The organism is Amycolatopsis stemonae (assembly GCF_054781455.1).
In genome coordinates, this window is record NZ_BAAGUJ010000005.1 from 418,488 (window position 1) to 438,055 (window position 19,568).

At 73.7% G+C, this 19,568-nt stretch carries 23 protein-coding genes; 10 read left to right on the top strand and 13 right to left on the bottom strand.

What is annotated here, in order from left to right; translation table 11 throughout:
• Nucleotides 1–3: 3 nt before the first annotated feature.
• Complete coding sequence (locus tag ACYVLJ_RS21360) at nt 4–513, bottom strand: helix-turn-helix domain-containing protein (RefSeq protein WP_460439987.1); 510 nt, start codon at nt 511–513, stop codon at nt 4–6.
• Nucleotides 514–675: 162 nt separating this feature from the next.
• On the opposite strand from ACYVLJ_RS21360, the gene ACYVLJ_RS21365 reads away from it, so the two are divergent.
• From ACYVLJ_RS21365 to ACYVLJ_RS21380, 4 genes are all read left to right on the top strand, one after another.
• A complete protein-coding gene (locus ACYVLJ_RS21365) occupies nt 676–1,677 on the top strand; it encodes an NADH-quinone oxidoreductase subunit B family protein (protein ID WP_460439988.1) in 1,002 nt (333 codons plus the stop codon).
• Entirely contained in the window at nt 1,674–2,114 is a 441-nt protein-coding gene (locus ACYVLJ_RS21370; protein ID WP_460439989.1) for a NifU family protein, read from the top strand. The genes ACYVLJ_RS21365 and ACYVLJ_RS21370 overlap by 4 nt, the downstream gene beginning before the upstream one ends.
• Before the next feature lie 26 nt (nt 2,115–2,140).
• Nucleotides 2,141–2,710, top strand: a complete 570-nt coding sequence (locus ACYVLJ_RS21375; protein WP_451981014.1) for a DUF5947 family protein — start codon at nt 2,141–2,143, stop codon at nt 2,708–2,710.
• A gap of 141 nt (nt 2,711–2,851) precedes the next feature.
• Entirely contained in the window at nt 2,852–3,469 is a 618-nt protein-coding gene (locus ACYVLJ_RS21380) for a hypothetical protein (protein WP_460439990.1), read from the top strand.
• An 82-nt stretch (nt 3,470–3,551) separates the two neighbouring features.
• On the opposite strand, the gene ACYVLJ_RS21385 is transcribed toward ACYVLJ_RS21380, so the two are convergent.
• Nucleotides 3,552–5,222 (bottom strand): alpha/beta hydrolase family protein, encoded by a 1,671-nt coding sequence (locus tag ACYVLJ_RS21385; RefSeq protein ID WP_460439991.1) that lies wholly within the window; start codon nt 5,220–5,222, stop codon nt 3,552–3,554.
• A 154-nt stretch (nt 5,223–5,376) separates the two neighbouring features.
• Here ACYVLJ_RS21385 and ACYVLJ_RS21390 point away from each other — a divergent pair, with 154 nt between their 5' ends.
• Nucleotides 5,377–5,937, top strand: a complete 561-nt coding sequence (locus tag ACYVLJ_RS21390) for an RDD family protein (protein WP_460439992.1) — start codon at nt 5,377–5,379, stop codon at nt 5,935–5,937.
• Here ACYVLJ_RS21390 and ACYVLJ_RS21395 read toward each other — a convergent pair.
• Both ACYVLJ_RS21395 and ACYVLJ_RS21400 read right to left on the bottom strand, forming a co-directional pair.
• Nucleotides 5,818–6,468, bottom strand: coding sequence for a transcriptional regulator (locus tag ACYVLJ_RS21395; RefSeq protein ID WP_460439993.1), 651 nt, complete (start codon nt 6,466–6,468; stop codon nt 5,818–5,820). The two genes, ACYVLJ_RS21390 and ACYVLJ_RS21395, sit on opposite strands and share 120 nt — an antisense overlap.
• 16 nt (nt 6,469–6,484) lie before the next feature.
• The gene (locus ACYVLJ_RS21400; protein WP_460439994.1) at nt 6,485–7,666 is read right to left on the bottom strand and encodes a sensor histidine kinase; all 1,182 of its coding nucleotides are present in this window, start codon (nt 7,664–7,666) and stop codon (nt 6,485–6,487) included.
• 132 nt (nt 7,667–7,798) lie between these two features.
• On the opposite strand from ACYVLJ_RS21400, the gene ACYVLJ_RS21405 reads away from it, so the two are divergent.
• Nucleotides 7,799–8,248 (top strand): hypothetical protein, encoded by a 450-nt coding sequence (locus ACYVLJ_RS21405; RefSeq protein WP_451981034.1) that lies wholly within the window; start codon nt 7,799–7,801, stop codon nt 8,246–8,248.
• 3 nt (nt 8,249–8,251) lie between these two features.
• On the opposite strand, the gene ACYVLJ_RS21410 is transcribed toward ACYVLJ_RS21405, so the two are convergent.
• Nucleotides 8,252–9,223, bottom strand: a complete 972-nt coding sequence (locus tag ACYVLJ_RS21410) for a LacI family DNA-binding transcriptional regulator (protein ID WP_460439995.1) — start codon at nt 9,221–9,223, stop codon at nt 8,252–8,254.
• Between the two features lie 83 nt (nt 9,224–9,306).
• On the opposite strand from ACYVLJ_RS21410, the gene ACYVLJ_RS21415 reads away from it, so the two are divergent.
• Nucleotides 9,307–10,134: a phytanoyl-CoA dioxygenase family protein gene (locus ACYVLJ_RS21415; protein ID WP_451981039.1), complete on the top strand. Its 828-nt coding sequence runs from the start codon at nt 9,307–9,309 to the stop codon at nt 10,132–10,134.
• Nucleotides 10,135–10,175: 41 nt separating this feature from the next.
• Complete coding sequence (locus tag ACYVLJ_RS21420) at nt 10,176–10,316, top strand: hypothetical protein (protein ID WP_451981042.1); 141 nt, start codon at nt 10,176–10,178, stop codon at nt 10,314–10,316.
• Between the two features lie 4 nt (nt 10,317–10,320).
• Here ACYVLJ_RS21420 and ACYVLJ_RS21425 read toward each other — a convergent pair whose 3' ends face one another.
• The 5 genes from ACYVLJ_RS21425 to ACYVLJ_RS21445 form a co-directional block, all read right to left on the bottom strand.
• Nucleotides 10,321–10,713 carry a hypothetical protein gene (locus tag ACYVLJ_RS21425; protein ID WP_451981044.1) on the bottom strand — a complete coding sequence of 131 codons (393 nt, stop codon included), beginning with the start codon at nt 10,711–10,713 and terminating at the stop codon, nt 10,321–10,323.
• A 58-nt stretch (nt 10,714–10,771) separates the two neighbouring features.
• Nucleotides 10,772–12,763, bottom strand: a complete 1,992-nt coding sequence (ligA, locus tag ACYVLJ_RS21430; RefSeq protein ID WP_460439996.1) for an NAD-dependent DNA ligase LigA — start codon at nt 12,761–12,763, stop codon at nt 10,772–10,774.
• Between the two features lie 36 nt (nt 12,764–12,799).
• Complete coding sequence (locus ACYVLJ_RS21435) at nt 12,800–13,693, bottom strand: isocitrate lyase/PEP mutase family protein (RefSeq protein ID WP_460439997.1); 894 nt, start codon at nt 13,691–13,693, stop codon at nt 12,800–12,802.
• Between the two features lie 14 nt (nt 13,694–13,707).
• A complete protein-coding gene (locus ACYVLJ_RS21440; protein WP_460439998.1) occupies nt 13,708–14,898 on the bottom strand; it encodes a sialidase family protein in 1,191 nt (396 codons plus the stop codon).
• Between the two features lie 111 nt (nt 14,899–15,009).
• A complete protein-coding gene (locus tag ACYVLJ_RS21445) occupies nt 15,010–15,423 on the bottom strand; it encodes a hypothetical protein (protein WP_460439999.1) in 414 nt (137 codons plus the stop codon).
• Between the two features lie 119 nt (nt 15,424–15,542).
• Here ACYVLJ_RS21445 and ACYVLJ_RS21450 point away from each other — a divergent pair, with 119 nt between their 5' ends.
• The gene (locus ACYVLJ_RS21450) at nt 15,543–16,325 is read left to right on the top strand and encodes an FkbM family methyltransferase (protein WP_451981552.1); all 783 of its coding nucleotides are present in this window, start codon (nt 15,543–15,545) and stop codon (nt 16,323–16,325) included.
• 104 nt (nt 16,326–16,429) lie between these two features.
• Here the strand turns inward: ACYVLJ_RS21450 and ACYVLJ_RS21455 are convergent, their stop codons facing one another.
• On the bottom strand, nt 16,430–17,575 hold the full coding sequence (locus tag ACYVLJ_RS21455; protein ID WP_460440000.1) for an NAD(P)/FAD-dependent oxidoreductase: 1,146 nt from the start codon (nt 17,573–17,575) through the stop codon (nt 16,430–16,432).
• A 73-nt stretch (nt 17,576–17,648) separates the two neighbouring features.
• On the bottom strand, nt 17,649–17,888 hold the full coding sequence (locus ACYVLJ_RS21460) for a hypothetical protein (protein WP_460440001.1): 240 nt from the start codon (nt 17,886–17,888) through the stop codon (nt 17,649–17,651).
• A 211-nt stretch (nt 17,889–18,099) separates the two neighbouring features.
• Here ACYVLJ_RS21460 and ACYVLJ_RS21465 point away from each other — a divergent pair, with 211 nt between their 5' ends.
• A complete protein-coding gene (locus tag ACYVLJ_RS21465; protein ID WP_451981065.1) occupies nt 18,100–18,480 on the top strand; it encodes an ATP-binding protein in 381 nt (126 codons plus the stop codon).
• Nucleotides 18,481–18,688: 208 nt separating this feature from the next.
• Here ACYVLJ_RS21465 and ACYVLJ_RS21470 read toward each other — a convergent pair whose 3' ends face one another.
• The gene (locus ACYVLJ_RS21470; RefSeq protein WP_460440002.1) at nt 18,689–19,546 is read right to left on the bottom strand and encodes a S1 family peptidase; all 858 of its coding nucleotides are present in this window, start codon (nt 19,544–19,546) and stop codon (nt 18,689–18,691) included.
• Nucleotides 19,547–19,568 lie beyond the last annotated feature (22 nt).

Sequence of the window (19,568 nt, forward strand, 5' to 3'; positions counted from 1 at the left end):
CCCTCACCGCAGCCGCACGTCCCCGAACCGGTCCTCGATCCGGCGCAGGTCGCGCAGCCGGGGCTCGGTCTGCCCGCTCAGCCACCGGCCCAGCGTCTTCGCGGACACTCCCAGCTGGACGGCCGCGGTCTCCTTCGTGATCCCCTTGCCGCGCAACGCTTCCGCCAGCCACTCCGCGAAGCTGGCGGCCGCGGCCGACGGCGGGACGACCGGGTCCGGCTGCGGGATCCGGGAGGGCAGCACGTCGAACTCGACGCGCCGGGGGTACTTCCGGCAGGAGACCTCGAGCACGCCGGCCGGTCCGGCCGCGGTCAGCAGGGCGCGCAGGATCGTGTTGCCCACCTCGCGCTCCTCGGCCTCCCCGAGCGGCGAGCCGTCGAGGCAGTCCTGGACGAATTCCCGGATTCCCGGAACGGCGGACGGCCGCGCCGGAAAGATCTTCGTGACGATTTCGACCGGGACGACCTCGATCGACTCCCCCTGCGTGCGGCCCGCCGATTCCATGACGATCATTGCCCCTTTCGCTGGGATTTTCAGTGTAGTCGGGAAAAGGTGCGGCGGGGGTGGCCGCCGGGCGATCACATGTGTCCCCGCCGCAGGTCCGGTGCCCTTGCCGCGCCTGGCCGACGGGGCTACGGTGGGCTTCCTCGCGCGCCCGCGAGGAAGGGGTCGACGATGGTCAGCGCCACCGAAGCCGGCGACGGCAATCCGCCCCCGGTCGTCCACATTCTCTGGATGAATGGCGGGCTGAGCTGTGACGGGGAATCCGTGGCCCTCACCGCGGCCACTCAGCCGAGTATCGAAGAGATCGTTCTCGGCGGCCTTCCCGGCCTTCCGGAGATCGCCATGCACTGGCCGTTCCTCGATTTTCACAGCGGCCCCGACGGCGGCTCCGACAGCTTCATCGAATGGTGGCACCGCGCGCACCGCGGGGAACTCGACCCGTTCATCCTGATCGTCGAAGGCTCGATCGCCGACGAGACGAACAAGGCCGAAGGCTACTGGTCGGGGTTCGGCACCGATCCCGGAACGGGCCAGCCCGTCACGGCGGCGGAGTGGCTCGACCGGCTGGCCCCGAAGGCGATGGCGGTCCTGGCCGTCGGCACCTGCGCCAGCTACGGCGGCGTGCACGCGATGGCGGGCAACCCGACCGGCGCCATGGGCGTGCCCGAATACCTCGGCCGCGACTGGCGGTCGCGGCCCGGGCTGCCGATCGTCTGCGTGCCCGGGTGCCCGGTCCAGCCCGACAACCTCTCCGAAACCATCCTGCACCTGCTGTTCCAGGCGTCCGGGCGGGCACCGGAGATCGACGTCGACGAGGCGCTGCGGCCGAAGTGGCTGTTCGGCAACACCGTCCACGAGGGCTGCGACCGCGCCGGGTACTACGAGCAGGACGAGTTCGCCGACCGGCACGGATCGCCGCGGTGCCTGGTGAAGCTGGGGTGCTGGGGCCAGGTGGTCAAGTGCAACGTGCCCAAGCGCGGCTGGATCAACGGCGTCGGCGGCTGCCCGAACGTCGGCGGGATCTGCATCGGTTGCACCATGCCCGGGTTCCCGGACAAGTTCATGCCGTTCATGGAGGACCCTACCGGCGCCGGTGTCCCCGGGGCGACGAGCAGCGTGTCCGGATCCGCGATCCGCATCCTGCGCGAGATCCGGACGGCGGGGGAGCGGTGACGCCCGACCTCGAAACGCTTCTGGGCGCGCTGCTGGCCGGGGAAAACCGTGGGCGCACCGAAGAAATCGTCCGGCTGCTGACGGATCTCCACGGCGAGGGCCTCGCGCGGGTCGTCGCCCTGCTGCGCGCGGACGACCCGGCGCTGGTCGAGGCGATCGCCGCCGACGAGCGGGTTTCGGGGCCGCTGACCCTGCACGACCTGCACCCCCTCGACGTGCCCGCGCGCGTCCGGCGGGCGCTCGCGGAGATGGGCGGCGAGGCCGGCTACCTGGGCACCGACGGCGCGGTGGTGCGGGTGTGGCACACCGGCGGCTGCGCGGCGCGGGCGACGGTGGAAGCCAGGATCCGCGACGCCGCACCGGAGATCGAGGGCGTCGAGTTCGTCACCGCCCTGCACCAGATCGGCATGGGACCGCCGGCGGGCCGCGCGTCATGAGTGTCCACAGTGGAGTTCCCGCCGCGGTGCGGGAACGGAGCCCGGCCCGGCCCGAACGCTGTGAGCTGTGCGGGACGCCGGTAGCCGCGCACCACGGGCACGTGGTGGACACCGGCCGCCGCGGCCTGATGTGCGCCTGCCGCGCGTGCTTCCTCCTGTTCACCCAAAGCGGCGACGCGCGCTACCGCGCGGTGCCGGAGCGCTACCTGTGGGACCCCGCGCACCCGGTGGCCTGCCTGGACTGGCGCGGACTCGGCGTCCCGGCGGGCTTCGCGTTCGTCCTGCACCGCGGCACCCGGGTCACGGCGTTCCAGCCCGGCCCGGCGGGCGCCGCGGAAACGGTCCTGCCCCCCGACCTCTGGACCGACCTGGCCGCGACCCACCCCCTGCTGGGCGCGGCGGAACCGGACGTCGAGGCGATCGTGTTCCGCGGCACCGAGCACGGCACCGGCTGCTACCTGGTCCCGGTGGACGTCTGCTACCGCCTGGTCGGAGCGGTGCGCCGGTTCTGGACGGGCCTCGACGGCGGCTGCGAGATGCACCGGCGGGTGGGCGAGCTGTTCGAGGAGATCACCCAGCGCGCGCGGCCGCTCTGAGCTTGTCACCCCGGCTGGACACGGGAACCCGGCGTACGTCGGCGTACGTATCGGAGATGCCGCTTCTGCGCCGACGCGGACACGGGCGCCCGTGCGGGATGGTCGGGCCGTCCGCACGCCGTCCCCCGAGGAGCACGCATCGTGTCCACCACCACCGCACCTCCCGGCCGCGCTCCGGCGATCGCCGGAGCGGCCGTCTTCCTGCTCGCTTTCCTGGCGGTGATGGTCGCCGGCAGCGCGCTCGGCGACCGCAGCCTGCCCCTGCCCGGCGCGCCGGCCGCCGACGTCGCGGCCTACTACACCGCCAACCCCGCCGCGGCGGTCGTCGCCGCCGTGCTGCAGGCCGTGTCCGTTCTCGGCTTCGCCGTCTTCGCCCGGGCCCTCCCGCGCAAGCCCGCCCTGACCGGGGTCGCCGTCGTTTCCGTGCTGGCCATGCTCGTCTCGAGCGCCCTCTCCGTCGCCCTGACGCTCGTCGCCGGTTCGGTATCGCTCGACGCCGTGCAGGCCTTGCGGCTGGGCACCTTCTACTCCGGAGGGGTCGTCAACGTCGTCACGCTGGGCATCTTCGTCTTCGCAGCCGCGAGGGGGTTCGCCGGACCGGCCCGGTGGTTCGGGTACGTCGCCGGCGGTCTGGCGATGCTTTCGGTGCTGTCCCTGGCCTTCGCCTACGCGAGCGCGTTCCTCCCGGTGGGCCGGGTGCTGTCGATGGTGTGGACGGTCGTCGCCGCGATCGTGCTCAGGCCGTCCCGTACCCGCTGACTTGCCGTCGGGGCCGCCGAGCGACCGGCCGCGTGTCCGATGCCGCGAGGGACCCGCGGTGACCGGCCTTTCCCGGCGACCGCTAGCGGTTCACGGAACTGACCTCGTCCCGGACCCGGGTGCGCACGTCCGCCGCGTCGGGCGCGAGGCTCGTGCGGGCCGACGGCGGCGTGCTCCGCACCGGCCCGGCGACCGGGTACACCCGGTCTTCACCCGGCAGCGGCACGCCGGGGCAGGTCGTGGTGCCGGGCCGGGAGTTCTTGGTGAGGAAGACGTTCACCAGCCCGTCGACACACGGGTTGCCCGCCAGCGCGTACTGACCGTGGAACGGCGAGTCGTCCACCGACACCAGCGGGACGCCGGCCGAGCGCGCGCCGGCCGAAGCCTCCTCGTAGCCGGTCTGCGGGTCGAATTCGCCCTGCACGACCAGGATGTCCGCCGCCACGGCGGGCGGCACGTCCGGGAGTTCGTGCTGCGGCTCCTCGGACCAGAAGCCGCAGGTCTCACCGAGCCCGTACGCCCAGCCGAACAGCGGGTACCGCGGGCCCTGCCGGTCGCTGAGCCGCTTGTACCAGGCGGCGGACCGCGTCGGCTGGTCACCGCACGCGACCGCGTACCGCGTGCCGGGCCGCTGCGTGTAGTCCGGCGCCGCCGCGGCCACCCGATCCGGCGTCACCGCCGCGGCCGGGACGCCGAACGCCTTGCGGGACGCGGCATCCATCGAGTCCGCCAGTGCCCGCGGGGGCGTGGCGGACGTCCCGTCGAGCGCGGCCGCGCCCTGGAGGAACACCAGCGCGCCGAGCAGCCACCGGAGCTCGCTGCCGTTGCCGACGAAGATGCCGTCGAAGGTGTCGGGGGAGACGCCGTGGCCGCCGTAGTAGGCGCGGACGCGCTCCCACTTCGACTTGACCTCGGCGGCCGTCCCGCCCAGCTGCGCGGGGAAGTTCCGGGCCAGCCACGGCAGGTAGACGTCGTCGAACTGCCGCTGGTCGATCACCGGGAACGCTTCGAAGTCCGCCTGCAGCCGGCCGTCGAAGTCGACGCTGGAGTCGAGCACGGTCTTCCCCGTGTGCGCCGGGAACAGGGACGCGTACTTGGCGCCGAGCCAGGTGCCGTAGGAGTAGCCGAGGTAGTTCAGCTTCTCGTCGCCCAGCAGCGCGCGGATCAGGTCCATGTCGTGGGCCGTCTGCCACGTGGTGACGTACGGCGCGAGCGCGTCGCTCTGGCACGCTTCGGCGATGGCGCGCGGGAGCTGTTGGTGGGCCGCGACGCTCGCCGCCGACCGGTCGCGGGCGTCGAGGGAACCCTGGGGCAGCCGTCCGACGGGGACCCGGCACTGGAAGCCGGCATCGTCGGTGCCGGCGTGGCCGGTGCCGCGCGGGTCCATGCCGACGAAGTCGTAGAGCTCGTGCACCGTCGGCTCGAGCCCGGCGAGCGTGCTCGCCAGCGGTGTGCCCTGACCGCCCGGGCCGCCGGGGTTGAGCAGGAGCGCGCCGCGCCGTTCGCCGGTCGCGGCGGCCCGGCTGATCGACACCCGCAAGTCGGTGCCGGAGGCGGGGTTCGCCCAGTCCCGCGGCACCGTGACGAGCGCGCACTGCACGGGCTGGTCGTTCGCGGCGGGTTTGAACGGGCAGTCACCCCAGTGGAGCTGTTGCGTCGTGTACGGCGCGAGCGGGTCGGCGGCCGCGGCGGGGACCGCGGCCGCGAAGAGGGCGGCTGTCGCGGCCGCCAGTCCTGTCCGGGAGATGCGCACCGGGGCTCCTTCGTCGGCAGTGGGTGCGCCCGAGCCTGGCCCGGCCGCGGGCTCCGGTGATCAGCCCGGGGAACGAACTCCCGGTGCCCGTCTCGGCCCGGGGTATGAGGCGTTCAGCGCGCGCCCGGCCGCCGGGGCCGCGATCATGGGCCCCATGACCGGTACGGGGATCGGGGTCGTCGGGCGCCGGGTCGTGCAGTTCCTCCTGGACGAGATGCTCGTCTTCGTGCCCATGCTGGTGCTCGCCATCGCCGTCGTCTGGCTGTTCCACCCGCACGGCCGGGCGCTGCTGCCGTTCCTCGAAGTCGTCGTCTACACGATGCTGGCCCTCGATTTCGCGGGGCTGTGCTTCGTCCTCGTGTGGTGGCCCTACCGGCACGGCGGCCAGACGCCGGCGATGCGCTGGCTGCGCCTGCGGGTCCAGACGCTCGAAGGCGGGCACCCGACGCTGGGCGCGTTCGTCGTGCGGGACCTGCTGATGCTCGTCGACGGCTTCGCGTGGGGCCTGGCCGGGGTCGTCGTCATGCTGGCGACGCGCCGCCGGCAGCGGTTCGGCGACGTCGTCGCGCGGACGGTCGTCGTGCGCGTCCCGCGGTCAGCGGACCAGGCCGCTTTCCCACGCCCAGATGGCGATCTCGGTGCGGTTGCGGGCGCCCAGCTTGCGCTTGGCCGCGCCGATGTGGGTCTTGACCGTGGGCAGCGAAACCACGAGTGACCGGCAGATCTCGTCGTTCGTCGCACCACTGGCCACGGCCTTCACGACGTCGAGTTCGCGCGGGGTCAGCGGGCTTTCGGGGGCCGGGGCCTGCCGGGTGTCGCGGCGCGAGAAGTGCGCCAGCAGCCGCGTGGTGATCGCGGGGGAGACGAGCGCTTCGCCGTGGGCGGCCGCGTGCACGGCTTCGACGAGCAGGTTCGGCCCGGCGTCCTTGAGCAGGAACCCGCAGGCCCCCGCCCGCAGCGCCGCGTGCACGTTCTCGTCGAGCCCGAACGTCGTCACCATCACGACGTGCAGCGGGTCCGGGACGCCCGCGCCGGCCAGGAGTTCCGTCGCGCGCAGGCCGTCGACGCCGGGCATCCGGATGTCCATCAGCGTGACGTCGGGGCGCAGTTCGCGGGCCAGGCGCACCGCCTGGTCGCCGTCGGCGGCCTCGCCGACGACTTCGATGTCCGGCTCGCCATCGAGGATCAGCCGGAACCCCGCGCGGACCATCGCCTGGTCGTCGGCGATCAGCACTCGCGTCGGCACCCGGTCTCCCCTCGCCTCAGCCCGGTTCGAGCGGCAGCTGTGCGACGACGCGCCAGCGCCGGCCGTCCGCCGGTCCCGCCTGCACCGTACCGCCCACCGCCGCCACCCGCTCCGCCATCCCGAGCAGGCCGTAGCCACCCCGGCGGGCGGGCCGCCCGGCGCCGTCGTTGACCACCTCGACGCGCAGCGCGCCGCGGGGTTCGTGGTGGACGAACACCCGGACTTCGGCGGCGTCGGGTGCGTGCCGCCGGACGTTGGTCAGCGACTCGGTGAGCAGCCGGTGCGCCGTCGTCACCACCTCCGGCGCGACCGCCAAGGTCGCGAGGTCCGGGCTGACATCGAGGTGGATGCGGTCGTCGTCGGGCACCGCGCGGTCGACGGCGGTGGCGAGGTCGGCGGGCGGGACGAAGAGGTCTTCTTCGCCGGTCCGCAGGGCGCCGACCAGCCGGCGCATCGCCCCGAGCGCGGCCGCGCCGGCGGTTTCGAGCTCGGCGAACGTCGCGGTGTCGCCGCCACTGCGCTCGGCGACGCGGTGCGCGGCCTGCACCCGCACGACGATGCCGGTGATCTGGTGGGCCACCAGGTCGTGCAGCTCCCGGGCCAGCCGGAGCCGTTCGGCCGAGCGGAGCTCGAGGACGTCCACCCGGTGGCGGACCTCCGCGTCGCGCAGCACGAGCCCGCCGGCCAGCGCGCCGCCCCACAGCACCGCGGCCCCGGCGGCGTAGAGCGCGGCGGGGGAGCCGGTGCCGTAGCGCAGGATCGGGGCCAGGGTCGCGGCCGCGCCGCCGAGCACCGCCTGGACGGTGGCCGCCCGCGGCGAGAGCCGGTGGCAGCACGCCCCGACCATCAGCGCGAGCGCGAGGGACTCGGCCGCCCCGGGCTGCGGCGGGAGCCGCGCCCCCGCGATCGCCAGTGCCGCCGCGACGGCCGTGCCCAGCAGCGAAAGCCCGGAGACGACACTCGCCAGCACGGCGATGTGGTCGGGGAACCGGCGGCGGAGCACGGCCAGCAGCGCCACGACCGGCCCGACGCCCGGCGCGAACTCGACGGCGACGGTCGTCAGCTCACCCCGGCCCGCCCCGGCCCGCGCCGCCACGACCATGTCGACCACGACCAGCACACCGAGGACGACCGCTTCGGCCACCAGCGGGCCGCGGCGGCCGGTCCACGGGATGCCCGGGCGGCCTTCGAAGGTCATCTGCCGATCGTGCCGCACCCGGAGCCGCCGCGCTCCGCGCACGCCGGGAGTTCGTACCTGGGTAGGAGGCCGCGGCGAAAACTCGTACCGCCGGCTGATCGCCCGCGCCGCCGGTGCGGGCACGCTCGGCGCATGGACCGATTTCTGATGCGGGAGGCCGACGTGGCGGCCGAGACCCGGCCCGGGAAGATCGAAGGCCTGCCGGGCTGGTACTTCGTGCTCGTCGGGCTCCTGGTGGCCAGCAACGACCTCAGCCTGCAGTTCGCGGACCGGTACCCGTGGGTCGTGTACCTGCCACTCGCGCTCGTCGCGGTGCACCTCACGCTGTGGTTCACGCTCCTGTCGCGGCGCCGCAAGTACCTGCGCGCGGTGTGGCGCAGCAAGCAGGCGCTCGGCCTGGTCGCCGTGCTCTTCGTGCTGCGGCTGGGCCTCCAGTTCGGCCTGACGAAGCTCACCGACAGTGCCGCGCCGCTGCACAGCTACACGCACCTGATCCTGGGGCTGGTCATGCTCGTCGTGACCACGGCCGGCGCGTGGTTCGACCAGTGGCTCATCCTGCGCGTGGTGAACCGGGACGCGTGAGCGTCAGCTGGAGCCGCGCACGACGAGCCGGTGCGGCGCGACGATCGACCGCGGCGGCCCGGCTCCGTCCGCCAGGCAGTCGAGGGCGAGCTCGGCGATGCGGTCCTTGTCCGGTGACACCGTCGTCAGGGCCGGGACGCTGAACCGGCCGTCCTCGATGTCGTCGAACCCCACCAGCGCCACGTCTTCCGGCACGGACACCCCGCGGTCGGCGGCGGCGCGCAGGGCGCCGAGGGCCAGTTCGTCGGTGAAGCAGAAGACGGCGTCGGGCGGCTCGGCCAGGTCCAGCAGGTCCAGCATCGCCCGGTGGCCGTCGGCCCGGTGCAGGCGCCGGACCGGGACCTCCCGCCGGGGGAGGTCCGCCAGCGCGTCGCGGTACCCGGCGAGCCGCTGGCGGGCGGTCGCGTTCAGCGACCGCGGCTGGACGCCGAGCGCCGCGATGCGCCGGCGTCCCTTGGCCAGCAGGTGCCCGGTCGCCTCGCGCGCGGCGGCGACGTTGTCGATCGCGACGTGGTCGACGCCGGCCGTGCCGTCGTGCTCGCCGAGCAGCACCAGCGGGACGGTGTCGGTGCGGGCGGTCAGCTCCGCGGGCGCGACGGCCCAGGGGCTGAACAGCACGCCGTCGACGAGCTGGCTGCGGTTGCCGTGCAGCAGCTGCTTTTCGCGTTCGGCGTCGCCGTCGGTCTGGTCGATGAGGACGGTCAGGCCCCGGCGTTCGGCGACGCGCACGGTCCGCGCGGCGAGCTCGGCGAAGTAGGGCGAATCGATCTCCGGGATGACCAGGGCGACCAGCCCGGTCCGGCCGCGGCGCAGCGTGCGGGCGGCCATGTTGGGCCGGTAGCCCAGCTCGTCGATGCTCGCCTGCACCCGCTCCCGGGTCGCCGGGGCCACGTAGCGGAAGCCGTTGACCACGTTGGACACCGTCCGCACCGACACGCCGGCGTGCTCGGCCACGTCCCGCAGTTTCGGGTTCACGTCCGCAGCGTACCTCTTGCAACGTGGCATGCCACGTTGCAAACTGAAGGCGCCACGCCGTCGTGACCACCGGAGGACCGGAAATGACCGCACTGCTCGAGACCACCGAGGTCGAAACCCTGACCGGCCGCCTGTACGAGGACGGCATCATCGGCCTGCCCGGAGCGTTTTCCCGCGACTGGGTCCGGCAGCTCGGCGAAGACATCGACGCGGCGTTCGCCGAGGCCCGCGCCCGCCCGGGTGGCGCCGTCGGCCGCGGGCCCCACCGCTTCTACGTCGAGATCCACCCCGAGCAGCTGCGCGGCTTCGCCGACCTGGCCGCGCACCCGTGGATCACCGCGGTCGCCGAAGCGGTGCTGGGGCCGGACTACCGGATCGTCGAGGTCGGCTTCGACGTCCCGCTCGCCGGCGCGGTCGACCAGCCGTGGCACCGCGACTTCCCGATGCCCGGGGAAACCGCGCGCCACCGCCGGCTCAACTCGCTCGCCGTCAACGTGACCGCCGTCGACACCGAGCCCGACATGGGGCCGTTCGAGATCGCGCCCGGCACGCACTGGGACGACGGCGGCGCTTTCGAGCACGGCATGTTCCCGCCGCGTTCGGCGTACCCGCGCTACCGCTCGCTGGCCGTGCGCAAGTTCCCGCGGATGGGCGACATCTCGATCCGCTCGGCGCTGACCGTCCACCGCGGCACCGCGAACCACTCGGCGAAGTCCCGCCCGGTCCTGGTCCTGGGCCTCGACGCGCCGGGCGCGGGGAACGACGAACGCCACGACACCGCCGTGACACGTGAGTTCTGGGCGTCACTGCCGGAATCCGTGCGCGCACACCTGCACTGCCCGGTCGTCGAGACCCTGGTGCCCATCACCCAGAAGCACACCATCGAGGGACTGGTGATGGGCGAATCCTGATCCCGATGTTTGCCGGACCCCGGGCGCGGCAACACATCGGCATGGTCGAAGCAGGGATCACCGAGGTGTCGGGCCGGGCCGGGATCGTCGCGGGACTGCGGCGCGTGCTGCTGGCGTTCGGAGTCGGCGGAGCGCTCGCGTGCCTCGCCTGGATGGCGTTGTGGCTCGCGATGCACGTGTAGCCGGCTAGAACTCGTCCGACTGGGTCAGTTCGTGCTCGAGCGCGTCCGCCCGGGCGACGACCGCCTTGAGCGGGCGCTCGAACTCGTGCTCGATGCTGAGGTCCTCCAGCGGCACGGTGTGCTTGAGCAGCGCGACACCGTCGACCACCGCGGCCCCGCCGACGGCCGAGGTCCCGGCGAGGTCGAGCAGGCGCCGCAGGTCGAGCTTGTCGGCCCAGCCGACCGGCGAGGAGATTTCGACCCACGAGCCGCCGTGCAGCTCCGCGACGTGGTGCACGGTCACCTGCTGCGTCCGGCCGTCCGGGCCCTGCAGGCGGAACCGGAGCCAGCCGTCGGTGTCCTCCAGGACCTCGTACCGCGTCCGGACATAGTTGATCACATCGGTCCAGGTGGTCACCCGCTCCGCCTCTCCCTCGGGCCTGCTGCGCGGTCGCAGCATCTCACGCCCCGCTGCGTCAGATGATTCCGGCTTCGATCAGCCGGGGCCAGATTTCGCTCTGGTCGACGACCTCGACGCCGTGCTTCTCGGCCTTCGTCAGCTTCGCGGCGCCGACGTCGGCGCCCGTGATGAGCAGGTCCGTGCTCGCCGAGACCGACGACGCGATGGTCGCACCGGCTCGCTCGCACAGCCGCTGGAAGGTCGGCCGCGGGACCTTCTCGCCCGAGCGCGGGTCGCTGATCGAGCCGGTGACCACCACGGTCTTGCCGGCCAGGGGCGCCCCGGACGCGACGACCGGCGGCAGGTCCTCCTCGCGGACGTCCAGCGACACGCCCCGCTCCCGCAGCCGTTCGAGCTCGGGCCGCAGCCTCGTGAGGTGCTCGATCAGCGAAGCGGCGACCTTCGGCCCGATGTCCTCCACGGCGACCAGCCCGTCGACCCCCGCGTCGGCGACCGCTTCCAGCGAGCCGAACCCGGCCCGGCACAGGCGGGCGGCGGTGCCTTCGGACGCCATCGGGATGGCGAGCCCGATCAGCGCCCGGCGCAGCCCGACCGCCCGGCTCCCGTCGATCGACTCGATCATGCGCGTGGCCGAGACGTCCCCGATGCGGTCGAACTCCAGCAGCCGCTCCTTGGTCAGCCGGTAGAAGTCGGAGGGGTGCTCGAGGTCGCCGGACTCGGCGAGCCGCTCGATCCAGACGCCGCCGATGGCGTCGATGTCGGCCGCGGCCCGCGACGCCCAGTGGATCAGCCGCCGCACGGTCTGCGCCGGGCAGGAGACGTTGGTGCAGAACAGTTCGCGGCTGTTGCCCTGCTCGGTCAGCGGCTGCCCGCAGGACGGGCACGCGCTGGGTGGCACGATCTCCCGCTCGTCCCCGGTGCGCTTCGAGGCGTCGAGCACGCCGGCCACGAACGGGATGACGTCACCGGCGCGGCGCACCAGCACGGTGTCGCCGATCTTGATGCCGCGCGCCTTGATGACCTCCTGGTTGGCCAGCGTCGCGCGGGTGACGGTGGTCCCGCCGACGAACACGGGTTCCAGCCAGGCGACCGGGGCGATCTTGCCGGTCTTGCCCACGTCCCAGACGACGTCGGCCAGCACGGTGGTCTTCTCCTCGGCGGCGAACTTGTAGGCGAGCGCGCCGCGCGGCGAGCTCGACCGGGTGCCGGCGGCGGCGTAAGCGTCGCGGTCGGCGAGCCGCAGGACCGCGCCGTCGAGGTCGTAGTCCAAGGTGTTGCGCTGCTGCTCGATCTCGGTGATCACCGCCTGCGCGGCCGCGGCGCCGGCGCAGCGGCGCATGTCGGCCGCGGTGAAGCCGAGGGTTTGGAGCGCGCTGCCCAGGTCGGTCTCGGCGCTGTCGGGGTCGGTGTCGAGGTCGAAGGCGAAGAACCGGAGCCGCCGCTCGGCGACCGTGGCCGGATCCTTGGCGCGCAGCGTGCCGGCGGCCGCGTTGCGCGGGTTGATCAGCGGCTTGTCCGGGTGCGCGGTGTTGTAGGCGGCGAAGGTGGACCGCAGCATGACGGCCTCCCCGCGCACCTCGACGCGCCCCGGGGCGTCGAGCCGGTCCGGCATGCCGTCGATGAGGGCGCGCGCGAGGATCGTGACGTCGTCGCCGGTCGTCCCGTCCCCGCGCGTGACGGCCCGGCTCAGCCGGCCGTTCTCGTAGACGACGGCCAGCGAAAGGCCGTCCAGCTTCGGCATGACGACGACCGGCTGGCCGGGGAAGCGGTCGAAGAAGGCCTCGACCTGCTCGGGCTTGGTCGCCTTCTCCAGGGAGAGCATCGGCCGTGAGTGCCGGATCGGCGCGTGCAGCACCGCGGGCGCGCCCACCTGCTCGAGCGGGTTCGGGTCCGGGGCGAGCTCCGGGTTCGCCTCGACCAGGGCGCGCAGCTCGTCTTCGACCGCGTCGTACTCGGCGTCGGCCACCAGGGGGGAGCCCTGGTAGTAGGCGTCGCGCAGCGCCACGATGCGATCGGCGAGTTCCTGAATGCGTTCCGGTGCTTCCACGGCCAGGACATTACCGGGCAGCACCGACAAAACCGCTCAGCCGTCGCCGAACCGGTCGCCGATCGCCTCGATCTCCGGCAGGCCGGCCAGGTCCGCGAAGTCGGTCAGGCCAGGCAGGTCGCGGACCGCCCGCACCGGCGTGCCGTCGGCGGCGATCCGGCCGAGGACCGCGCGCATCGCCTCGGTGGCCGCCAGCAACGTCGAGATCGGACAGATCACCAGGCGGAACCCGAGTGCGCGCAGGCGGTCCCGGCCCAGGGGCGGCGTCTTCCCGCCCTCGGCCCAGTTGAACAGCAGCGGCACGTCGCGGAACTCCGCCGCCACCCGTTCGATCTCCGCTTCCGACTGCAGGGCTTCGACGAACAGCATGTCCGCGCCCGCGTCGCGGTACCGGTGGCCCCGGTCGATCGCCGCGTCGAGGCCCTCCACGGCCCGGGCGTCGGTCCGGGCGATCAGGACGAAGTCCGGGTCGGTGCGGGCCGCGACGGCCGCCCGGACGCGGTCGGTCATCGTCCCCGCCGGGACGACGCGCTTGCCTTCGAGGTGGCCGCAGCGCTTCGGCGCGACCTGGTCCTCCAGGTGGATAGCCGCGACGCCCGCCGCTTCGTACTCGCGGACCGTGCGGATCACGTTGAGCGCGTTGCCGTACCCCGTGTCGGCGTCGGCGATGACCGGGACCTCCACCGCCGACCGGATGCGGCCCGCCGCCTGGACCATCTCCGTCATCGTCAGCAGCCCGACGTCGGGGCGCCCGAGCAGCGACGCCGTCGTGCCGAAGCCCGTCATGTACACCGCCGGGAAACCGGCCGCCTCGACCAGCCGGGCGCTCAGCGCGTCGTACGCGCCGGGGGCGACCACCAGGTCGTCCCCGGCCAGCAGCTCCCGCAGCCGTGCCGGTCCGGGTACCCGCGGTGCCAGCAGGTCGGCCACGGCGCTCACCTCCGTCAGTGGTCCGAGGCGAGGCTCCCCAGGGAGAGCCGCTCGAACACGATCTTCTCGTACGGGCCGGCCGTGCCCGTCTCGTACAGCAGCCCGACCGTGCCGGGGTCAGTCTGCACCAGGTCGGAGTAGGCCGCCGGGCCACCGGTCAGCGTGGGGCCCGGGCGCCACGTGCGCCCGCGGTCGGTGCTCAGCCGCAGCCGCATCACCGCGCGCGTCGCCGGGTCCGCCGGTCCGGAGTACAGCAGCAGCCACGGGATCGTCGTCTGCAGCACGCTGCCCTCGACCTTCGTCCCGGACAGCGTCGGCTGCACCCGGTACGGCTCGACGAGGGTCTTCCCGCCGTCGGTGCTGTAGCCGTCGACGCGGTGCGCGGCGGCCGAACCCTGGTTGCGGCTGGAGAAGTACAGCGTGCCGTCGGGCAGCTCGGTCGCCGACGTCTCGTTCGCCGCGACGACGCCGTCGGTGCGGTCGTCGGTGAAGCCGAGGTGCCAGGTGCGGCCGTCGTCGTCGCTGTAGAGGTCGTGGCCGCCGTAGTACTTCGCCTCGGTGCCGACGTCGGCCGAGCCCGCGGGCGGCGAGCCGGAGTGGTTGGCGGGCACGACGATCCGGCCCGCGTGCGGGCCGTGCCGCAGCAGCGTGGCGTGCCCGGGCCCGGTGGCGTACCACCGCCAGCCGGGCAGCTTGGTGCCGGCCGTGATGTCGCGCGCGGGGCTCCAGGTGCGCCCGTTGTCGCGGCTGCGCAGGACGTACACGCGGCGGGTGTCCCGAGCGGACGCCTGCCCGGACATGATCTGCCTCTCCGAGACGAGTCCGTTGTGGACAGTCAGCAGAACGAGCTCACCGTCGCGCGTGACCACGGGTGCCGGGTTGCCGGCGGTGGCGTCGCCGTTGCTGTCCACCACGGACAGCGGACCCCAGGTGCAGCCGCCGTCGGCCGAGGTGCGCGACACGGTCCGGATGGCTCCGGAGTCGCCGGCGGAATCCCGTCTCCCCTCGGCGAACGCGACCAGCGACCCGTTCGCGGCGCGGACCACCGCGGGGATGCGGAAGGTGTCGTAGCCCTCGGTGCCGGAGGTGAACGCGACGGAGGACGTGCAGCCGTGCGCCGGGCCGGCGAGGGCCGCGGGGGTGAGGGACAGGGCGGTCGTGGCCGCCGCCAGGAAGATCGTGCTGAACCTGCGCAGGGGGGACACCGGGGTTCGACCTCCTCGTCGAGGTAGGACATGGGATGTCTGACGTCCTATGTCTCGACAACCTAAGGAGGCCGGGCCCGTTCGTCAAGGAACGCGCCGGGGTCTGTCCGGTCAGGCCGCGCAGGGCCCGAAGTACAGGCACTCCACCAGCGCGCGGACGTCGTGCGCCCGCGCCCGGGACTCCAGCTCGTCGAGCAACGCGGTGAGCGCGCCGAGATCGATCGGGCCCGCGAACTGCCGCTCGGCGGTGTCGTGCTTCGCGCAGCCGCTGCCGCGCGGGTTGCCCGCCGGGACGACCGCGAACACGACTTCGCCGTCGTCGCCGAAGGTGAAGTGGCACTGCAGCGGGGTCGGCGTCGCGTCCGCGACGTCGTTCGTCCGTTCGCCGCCGAAGCTGGCGGGGTAGGACCAGCCCGCGGCCGGGTCGTCGAGGAACCCGGCGTCCGCCGGCGGGGTTTCGCCGTCGAGCCGCCAGCCGCGCGCCAGCAGCAGGTCGTGCACCCTGGAGATCGGCGTCGCGGTCATGGGCGTCCCTTCGGATCGGCGGGCTCCCAGTGTGGCCGGAGCGGCCGTGCCACGATCGAGCGACCTACCAATGGGTCTGGACCTCCGGTGCGAGGGCTGATAAGCCTCTGCCCGTGACGATGGACCTGCACAGCATCAACCCGTGGGAAGTGTCGTTCCTGCGTGAAGAGGTCGGCGGCTACTTCGCGCACGGCATCGAGCTCACGCCCGGCGCGACCGTCTTGGACGTCGGGGCCAACGTCGGCGTCTTCTCCGCGGCGGTGTACGAACGGCTGGACGGCGACGTGCGGATCTACGCCTTCGAGCCGCTGCCCCCGCTCCACGAGAAGCTCGACCGCAACGGCCGCGACTTCTTCGCGGGCAAGCTGAAAGCGCTGCCTTTCGGGCTGGCGTCCGGTGAGGACGAGCTCGACTTCAGCTACTTCCCGGGCGCGACGATCTTCTCGTCGTCGTGGCGGGACTCGGGCAACGTCGAAGCGGAACGGCGGCGGGTCACCGCCAGCATCGTCGAGATGATCCGGCAGGGCGGCCTCGGCCCGGCGGCACGCCGTGTCCCCGCCCCCGTGCTGCGGGGGCTCGTCGGCCGCAAGCTGAAGGTGATGCGGCAGCTCGAGACGCACCGGGTCCGCGTCCGGCCGCTGTCCCCGGTGCTCGACGAGGAGGGCATCGACCGCGTCGACCTGCTCAAGGTCGACGTCGAGGGTGCCGAGCTGGAGGTCCTGCGCGGCATCGAGGACCGGCACTGGCCACTGGTCCGGCAGGCGGTCGTCGAGGTGGAACGCTGGACGGAGAACCGCGACCGCGTCCGCGAGGTGTTCGGCGAGCGCGGGTTCGCGGTCGAGGCCGTGCAGGACCCGGTCCAGCAGGCGGCCGACATCGGCATGGTGTTCGCGCTGCGGTGAGCGCCGCCTGACCTTTATGTCCACAATGGACTTGGGTCGATCGGGTGAAAAGCCCGGAGTCGCGGCACGGGGTGCCGAGGCGCGCGCCTCGGCACCCCGTGCCGTCAGGCGTCGACCGAGGGCGTTCGCAGCAGTTCCCGGCGCCGGGTGTCCTTGAGCCAGACGTTGCGGGCGCCGGGCTTGCGGGCCTCGCCCGCCAGCTGCTTGACCGTGCCGCGGCAGACGAGCTCCTTCACCTTCGCGCCCAGCCGGCCGCCGAGGTGGAAGCGGACCGCGGTGTCGTCGCGGCGGGCGAACTGGAAGACCCCGGCGCGCCGGCCCAGGCTCAGGCAGACTCCGGCGAACCCGACGTCGGCGGGCGCGGGCCGGGTGCCCGCAATCCGGCTGAGCACGGTTTCGGCCGCCTGCGGGCCCAGCTGGACCGCGGACTGGCAGCCCATCCGGTACGGCAGGTCCGACGGCGCCGCCGCGTCGCCGGCCGCGACGACCCGGTCGTCGTCGACGCTGGTCAGCGTCTCGTCGGTGCGGAGGCGGCCCAGCGCGTCGGTGCTCAACCCGCTGCGCGCGGCCAGGTCCGGCACGCCGAACCCGGTGGTCCAGACGGTCACCTCGCTCGGCAGCTCGCGGCCGTCGGCGAGCCGCACGGCGTCGCGCGTCACCTCGCTCGCCACGGCGTCGGCGAGCACCGTGACACCCAGCGAAGCGAGCCGCGCGGCCACGGCGCGGCGCCCCTTCGGGTGCAGGTACGGCCCCAGTTCGCCGCCGCACACGAGCGTGACGTCTCGGCCCGCCTCCGCCAGTTCCGCCGCGGTCTCGATCCCGGCCGGGCCGGCGCCGACGACCGTCACGGTGGCCGCGGCCGCGACGACCGGCCGCAGTCGCCGGGCCTCTTCGAACGTCGTGACGGGATAGGCGAATCGGGGCACGTCCGGGCGGCCGCTGCCGACCGCGTAGACGAGGTAGTCGTAGCCGAGGAGGTCCGCCTCGGACAGCCGGACCTCGCGCGCGGCCGGATCGATCGTCGTCACGGTGCCGACGACCAGCCGGACGCGCTCGGCCAGGACGTCGCGGAAGCCGGTGACGGCGTCGTGGGTGCCGGCGGCGAGCTGGTGCAGGCGGATCCGCTCGACGAAGTGCGGACGCGGGTTGACCAGGGTCACGGCGACGTCGTCGCGACGGGTCAGGCGGTTGGCGGCCATGACGCCGGCGTATCCGCCGCCGATCACGACCACTTCGGTGGGCACGGCCATGGTGTCTCCTCAGCTGAACGGGTTCGGCCCAGAGACACCGCGTGCCCGGACGCTGTGACAGCTGTGAGCGGCCTCACGCGTCACTGGGGGAGCGGCTCCACACCACGGCTTCGTGCCACGCGGCGATCAGCGCTTCGTCGTCGGCGAAGCTCGGGCACTGCCCGACCGGGATCCACGCCTGCCCGGCCGGTTCGCCGTCTTCGACGCGCAGCACCGTCACCCCGGCGTACTCCAGCACTTCGTGGCCGTGCCCGGCGGGGACCGAGACCGCGCGGGTGCCCAGCTGCAACCGCACCTTTCGTTCGCCCGTCATCGACCCCGCTTTCCCCTCGGATGTTCCACGGTGTTGTCGCGCGCCGGGCGTGCGGTGTAACAGCTCGGCGCCGAGGTCTGCGGTGAACGGCCGGAATCGCCCGGTAAATGGTGGTTGAGCGGCGATCGGGTGCGTCCGTTCGTGCTAACCCGGGTGTGAAAACCGCGCCACCGGGAATCCGGCACCCGAAGCGATCTGGGGGTGGCGAGGGATGACACGCGAAAGTTTCGGGTTCACGGCGGAGGCGGCGCAGGTCAGGCTGGTGCGGTCGTGGGTGCGCGACCGGCTGGCGGCGGGCGCCGTCCCGGACGACGTGGCCGCCGACGTGGTGCTGATCTCGGGCGAACTGGCGGGCAACGCGGTCCGGCACGCGGCCGGGCCCCTGCGGGCGGTGCTGGTCTGCACCGACGACGCGGTGTGGATCGGCGTCGAGGACGCGGGCGGCTCGGCGTGGTTCGACCCGGCGGCCCCCGACGCGGCCCCGAGGGGCACGGGGCTGACGCTGGTCGCGGCCTGTGCGGGCCGCCGCGGCCACTTCCACCGCGACGACGGCGGCAAGACCGTCTGGGCCGAGATCCCGCTCGCCTCCTGAAGCCGCACTCCGGTCCTGCGGCGCCGGAGCCCTCGGCGGCCGCGCGCCGGAGCCCGCGTTGCACAGGTCGGCGAGTCGCTCGATGGCGCTGGAGCCCGCGTTGCACGGGTTGGCGAGTCGCTCGATGGCGCTGGCCCGCGCGCCGGAGCCCGCGTCGCACGTGCCGCCGGGCTGGCCGCTGCGGCCGGCGCACGCGGGTCCCAGTACGTCAGCCGGTCTGCTCGCGGATCCAGCCCGCGACGACGTCCACCCGGGCGATCGTCTCGGGGCCCGGCTGCGGGCACGGCGGCCCGGTGTTCACGATGGCCACCAGCTGCCCGGTGTGGTCGTCGCCGGAGACGAAGAACGGGCCGCCCGAGTCCTCCGGGCAGGGGCCGTTGTCCACCGTGCGCGTGCCCACCGGCAGGGCCTCCAACGTGGACCCGCCGATGCCCGACACCCGGAAGTGCCCGCGCTTGAGGTGGTCGGACGGGCCGAGCACGGTCGCCGAGTGCGAGCCCCAGCCCGCGAACTGCAGCTCCTCGCCGACCGCTGGGCGGGTCGAGGCCAGCGCGACCGGGGTGATGTCGTCCACCGGCGCGCTGAGCTCGGCCACGGCCAGGTCGTTGACCGGCGACTGGCGGACGTCGACGACCTGGGCCGTGTGCCCGCCCGGATCGCTGTCCTTCACCCGCCCGACCGTCACCGTCATCGTGTACGGCGGCCGGCCGCCGATCCGGGCGTCCTGCAGGTCGTGGAAGCAGTGCCCGGCCGTGACGACCCACCGCGGCGCCACGAGTGCGCCGCTGCAGGCGCCGTCGCGCACGCCGCCCCCGGGGACCGGGATGTCCCGGGACGTCAGTTTCGCGTTGAACGGGAGGATCGGAGCCGGGGGTGGTGGTGCCGGGGCGCGGCCCAGCGCGCTCGCGTCGGGCAGGCTGTGCCCGACGGCCGAAGCGGCCAGGGCGGGCACGGCGATCAGCGTGCCCGTCGCGGCGTGGGCGAACGCGGCACCCGCCCCCACCAGCACCGCGACGGTCACCGCGCGGGCGCGGAACCGCCGCCGTCGATCCGAAGTCGTCCTCACACCTTCAATGCACGGATGAGAG